At 62.5% G+C, this 5,232-nt stretch carries 5 protein-coding genes; 4 read left to right on the top strand and 1 reads right to left on the bottom strand.

Annotation, left to right across the window (positions count from 1 at the left end; all coding sequences use genetic code 11):
- Window positions 1-303 precede the first annotated feature (303 nt).
- From HMPREF3160_RS07785 to HMPREF3160_RS07770, 4 genes are all read left to right on the top strand, one after another.
- Window positions 304-1,257, top strand: coding sequence for an iron-siderophore ABC transporter substrate-binding protein (locus HMPREF3160_RS07785; protein ID WP_035756203.1), 954 nt, complete (start codon window positions 304-306; stop codon window positions 1,255-1,257).
- Window positions 1,258-1,393: 136 nt separating this feature from the next.
- On the top strand, window positions 1,394-2,371 hold the full coding sequence (locus tag HMPREF3160_RS07780) for a FecCD family ABC transporter permease (protein ID WP_198020645.1): 978 nt from the start codon (window positions 1,394-1,396) through the stop codon (window positions 2,369-2,371).
- A gap of 5 nt (window positions 2,372-2,376) precedes the next feature.
- The gene (locus HMPREF3160_RS07775; protein WP_070491595.1) at window positions 2,377-3,420 is read left to right on the top strand and encodes a FecCD family ABC transporter permease; all 1,044 of its coding nucleotides are present in this window, start codon (window positions 2,377-2,379) and stop codon (window positions 3,418-3,420) included.
- Window positions 3,417-4,226: an ABC transporter ATP-binding protein gene (locus tag HMPREF3160_RS07770; RefSeq protein WP_070491591.1), complete on the top strand. Its 810-nt coding sequence runs from the start codon at window positions 3,417-3,419 to the stop codon at window positions 4,224-4,226. Before HMPREF3160_RS07775 ends, HMPREF3160_RS07770 begins: the two co-directional genes overlap by 4 nt.
- A gap of 23 nt (window positions 4,227-4,249) precedes the next feature.
- On the opposite strand, the gene HMPREF3160_RS07765 is transcribed toward HMPREF3160_RS07770, so the two are convergent.
- Window positions 4,250-5,101, bottom strand: coding sequence for a siderophore-interacting protein (locus HMPREF3160_RS07765; RefSeq protein ID WP_256174184.1), 852 nt, complete (start codon window positions 5,099-5,101; stop codon window positions 4,250-4,252).
- Window positions 5,102-5,232: the final 131 nt, after the last annotated feature.

Here is a 5,232-nt window from a genome sequence, read left to right as displayed (position 1 = left end):
TTCTCAGCCCAACTAAAGGGGAGCAGTTCATTCTGAGGAACCGCGCGGGGGTTGTGCTGTGTGTGGAACACGGCGGGGTTTGTTGGTGGTACTTGGGGTGGGTCCTAGTTTTGGGCATCGCTACCAGCGAGTAAGCCGAGGGTTTGTAAGGTTAGGCTACCCTTGGTATTATTTTGAAATTGTTGCGCGTCATGCTGTGCCCGTGACCTGCCGGAGTATTCTTTCCGGATATTTTGGGTCGCTTGCACCGCGATGTCCCGCTGCAGTCGAAGCACCCAAAACTCTCACACTTTAAGGCCCGACATGTTCCTGAAGAAGACTCTGAGCCGCCGCGCGGCTATCAAGACCACAGCAGCTCTGGCTGTATCCGCCCTCGTTCTCACCGGTTGCGCGCGAGGGGAGGAGCAGGCCTCAGGAGGGGAAGGGGCAGGCAATGAGCGGATCGCGGCAGTTGGGCTCGGGGACGCCGATACACTGCTCGCTCTCGGAATCCAGCCTGTCCTGGTAGCGCCGTGGGGTGCGGAGGGCGATGTGGATGCCTCGGGCGTTGGCCCATGGGCAACCGACAAGCTTGGGGACGAGAAGCCAGAAACTGTCTACGGCACCGGTAACGGCTTCACTGCTGAAGTTCTGGAAAAGATTTCGGCTGCCGATCCCGACAAGATCATCGCTGTGAACAGCGCCGTGGATGAGCAGGCGAAGAAGGCTCTCAACGACATTGCCCCAACCACCGTCAAGCCAGAGGGGACAACGGACTGGCAGATCCCGTGGCGAGACCAGGTAGCCCAGATCGCGAGGGCTGTGGATAAGAAGGAGGAAGGGGACAAGCTCGTCGAGGAGACGCAGAAGGCTTTCGAGGACTTCCGAAAGCAGCACCCCGAGCTCAAGGGCAAGCGCGCAGCTATCGTCATGCCCTACGAGGGCAAGATTGGCCTGTACACCTCCGGCGATGGTCGAGGGCAGTTCATCGAGAACTTGGGCTTCGACATTCCGAAGGAGCTTGAGGGCAATGGCGGTGAGTTCTACCGCGACATCGCTCCCGAGAACTACAACGAGCTCAACAACGTGGATTACCTCTTTGTGCTCGATTACCAGGGGGCAGCAGAAACTCTGAAGAAGGATCCAACCTTCAGCAAGCTCGAGGTGGTTCGCGAGGGCAAGGTGTACTGGATGGAGGAGAACGTCGGTAACGCGATGAGCATGCCCAACCCCCTGACCATCCCGTGGGCCGTCGAGAAGTTCTCCGACGCGGTCTAGCTGCAGAAGTTCTGTGATCAAAGCGCTCTCACCGCTCGCCTCTCCCGCACAACGCCTACGTGGCGGTGCGGGGGCTAGGCGTCCCCTGTCCGTTGTCGCGGTTACGCTTGGCGCACTGGCTTTTCTGGTGCTTTTGATGATCGCCTCCTTGTACCTAGGGGCCCGCAGCCTGTCGATGGGGGAGGTGACCAGCATCCTCCTGCACGGACCGCACCACGCGCCACATTCCACCGCTGGCGCAGAGCAGGCAGGGATTGTTTGGGACCTGCGCGTGCCCCGCACTCTCTTGGCTGTGTTCGCGGGCGCAGCCCTCGCCATGGCGGGAGCGATCGCGCAGAGCTGGACACGCAACCCCTTGGCGGACCCCGGCATCATCGGTGTCAACGCCGGCGCGGGATTCGCGGTCGCCGTCTCACTCACCGTGGGGTGGGCGACGACGGTCGGGCACCGGGCAGTGGCAGGGCTTATCGGTGCGGCCATTGCCGCGCTGGTCGTCCTGCTTATCTCCCGGGTCTCCCGCGACCCATTGACGCTGGTGCTGGTAGGCGTCGGCGTCACCTTCACCCTGCAAGCAGCCACGAATATGCTGAGCCTCTATTCCTCCGACACCCTGGAGGGACTGCGCCGCTGGACCGTCGGCTCCACCGCAGGGCGCGGTATGGATGACGTGCTGATGGCTGCTGTCGGCCTAGCCCTCGGGGCACTGTGCGCGGCGTTAGCGGCACGGCCACTGGACCTTCTGGCCATGGGTGAGGATGCGGCTCGTTCCCTGGGTGGCTCGCCCGCCCGAGCACGTCTGCTCGCCGCCGCTGCGGTGGTTATTCTTGCCGGTTCGGCGACCGCCACCGTGGGGCTTGTTACTTTTGTGGGCTTTGCCGTACCGCATTTGCTGCGGCCTGTCACCGGCCCTGGGCTTACGCGCTTGCTGGTGCCCACCGCGGTGGTTGGCGGCGCTGCCACGTTGTTGGCAGACATTGTTGGTCGTTTCGTGCTGCAGCCGAATGAACTCGAGATGTCGATTGTTCTGGCTATCGGCTGTGCGCCCATTATGGTCGCGGCGGTTCGTCGTCGGCGAGGCATTTCGGGCTCGAAAGACGCGGAGGTGGCAGTGTGAGCGGGATGACGGCATTGCACGCAGTCAAGCGCGCTCGCACCAGGCGTATCTTCCTGGCGACATTAGGCTTCGCCGCCGCCACGGTGCTCGGTTATTTCCTCATTCTTGGGCAGGGGGCTGTGAAGCTCAGCCCGGCTGAGGTGCTTGATGTTCTCACCGGTGGCGGTACGCGCCAGGCGATCAACGTTGTGTGGGATCTGCGCCTTCCCGTGGCCATCGCCACCGTCGTGGTTGGCGCGGCCCTGGGGCTCGCCGGATCATGGACTCAAGCCATGGCCCGCAATCCGCTAGCCAGCCCCGATATCCTCGGCGTTTCCGGGGGCGCAGCAGTGCTTGTCGTTGCGGGCACAGTGCTTGCCCGACCGGCATGGAGCGAGGGTATCCCGACGTTTTGGTGGCGTGCGGGACTCGCCCTCATCGGCTCCCTGGTGATTGTCGCGTTGCTTATGCTGCTCGGTGGCTTTGGCACCTCTCAGCGCGTGGTGCTCATTGGCCTGGCGCTTTCTTTTCTTACGCAGGCCTTGGTGCAGTATCTTTTGCTCAAAGCAGAGCTGACCCGTGCTGCCGATGCTCAAACGTGGCTCGCTGGTTCCACCGGCTTCGTACGCACCGAAGCGTTGTTGCCCATGGTGTTGGGCATGCTGCCTTTCGTGGTCTTGGGCCTCGTCGTCACGGTCGATCTTCCACTTTTTGCTCATGACGACGCCACCGCTTCCACCCTTGGCGTGAATGTCACCCGGGTGCGCTCGATCTTGCTTATCGCAGCGACCGGCATCGTTGCGGTCGTGGTTTCCTTTGTTGGGCCCATCGGTTTTATCGCGTTGCTGGCTCCTCAGTTGGCCAAGTTGGTGGCCGGTACCCCTACGCCTCATCCGTTGTGTTCGGCTGTTGCGGGATCCGCGCTCATGGCCGTGTGCGCGGTGGTGGCAGGTGCGTTGCCCTTTACTGCTCCTGTGGGGTTGGTGACCGCGATTATCGGCGGACCTGCGCTGATTTGGTTGGTGTGGTCGGCCGCGCGTCGCGGAACTGTGAAAGGAACGATCCAATGAGTATGCGAGTCGAGCACGTGACGGTCGGCTACAGCGAGGACCGGAGCATCGTTAAGGATGTCTCTTTTGAAGCGCAGCCGGGGCAGGTCACGACGCTGCTTGGCCCCAATGGCTGTGGCAAGTCCACCCTGCTCAAGGCCCTGTCCAGGCTTCTCGTTCCCAGCCAGGGGCGGGTGCTCGTCGCGGATAAGGACGTCCACGGCTTGGGCGCCCGCGAGGCAGCTCGTCTCATCGCGCTCTTGCCGCAACATCCGATCTGCCCGCCGGGGCTGACGGTAGGGGAGCTGGTGGAGCGTGGGAGGCACCCCTACCGGCGCGCGCTGTGGGGTGGGAGCGAATCGCCCTCCGAGGACCGGAAGAAGGTGCGGGAGGCGTTGGAGAAAACAGCGACTGACCACCTTGCCGCTCGTGATGTGGCGGCGCTCTCTGGTGGCCAGAGGCAGCGCGTCTGGATGGCGATGGTGCTGGCGCAGGATACACCAGTCGTGTTGCTGGATGAGCCGACAACTTACCTAGACCCAGCGCATGCGATGGAGATCCTGGGGATCGTGCGCGAGCTCGCTCGGGAGGGCAAGACAGTCGTGACGGTGCTGCATGACCTCAGCCTGGCTGGTGCCTTCAGCGACACCATGATCGTGATGAAGGGTGGGAAAAAGATCGCGCAGGGCGCACCGCGGGAAGCGCTAACGGAGGATGTGCTCCACGAGGCTTATGGCCTGCGCGCTGAGGTGTGGGAGGACCCCCGTGGCACAGCGCCGATCATCGTGCCACGAGGAGTCGTCGACAACCCCACCCAGGCCTCCTAGCGCCACACCGCAGAGGGCGGTGGCTAGGTGCTCGGGATTGGCGTCATCTGACCCGAGCTAAGGGCGAGCCCTGCCGATGAACCAGTACGGGCACCATTGCACGGAGTCGCTCTTAAGACCCCACGAGTCAATGACGTGGCGCCGCTGAACTCTGTCGTAGGGCGGAGAATAACTTTTAAGCTGCCTACCTTGTCCTGCCAGTGTTCACGTAGCAGCGGTTCCAGGTCGTGCTGGCTTTCGGCAAGCACAATCACGTGCATCTCGGGTAGCTGTTCGGGCGCGAAGGTCTGCGTGTACTCCAGGATGGCGCGGAGGGAAGGCGCTGCAGAGGGGTCGGCAATCAAGGTCTGGGAAGCCTGCTGACGATGCCACAGACCCTGGCATGTCCACAGAGCGACGTCATCGCCGACGTGGGCGTTCAACGCCCAAGAAAGCCCGGGGCCGATGTGCTCGTCATCAGGGCTGCTTATGCCGTGCGTAACCACATCGAAAGTGAGGATTCCGCGTTCGGAATCAAGTGTTCGGACGGTGTACCAGCGCAGAATCGGGCGCCGCCCCTCCGGCATAGCCGCCACGCTGGCGCGGATGTTAATGCCACCATCGTGATCTGGAAGGTGCAGCTGCGCGCCGGGGGTCGGGGGCATGAGGAGGCCAAAGAACTCATCAGGACCAGAGAGTTGGCAACCCATTAGTTCGGGTGACTGGACGGCGATCCGACGCAAATTCTTTGCCGGAGCACTGATGCTGCAGACCTCAGCGCGGATGATGCGATGACCGCGCTCGCTTGGGGTATCGAGCAGCTGGTGATCAACGTATGAAGTGGGTCGGGTGGCGCTGATCGCGAGGGGATCCATGGTGTTCTGGCTCTTCGACATAATACTGGTAAGCCTACCCTTAGCGTGAGCTGGGGTTGGGTCTGATGGTCAGGGGGAGGGCTGCGCCGGGGGCTAGAGCGCACAAACCCCGCCTGGTTCTTTGAACTAGCCCCCGAAAGTTGGACTGGTTT

Origin of the sequence: Arthrobacter sp. HMSC06H05, from assembly GCF_001807395.1 — a bacterium.
Taxonomy (GTDB): Bacteria; Actinomycetota; Actinomycetes; order Actinomycetales; family Micrococcaceae; genus Pseudoglutamicibacter; species Pseudoglutamicibacter albus.
The sequence above is the reverse complement of the archived record's forward strand: the minus strand, read 5'-3'. Positions and strand labels throughout refer to the sequence as shown.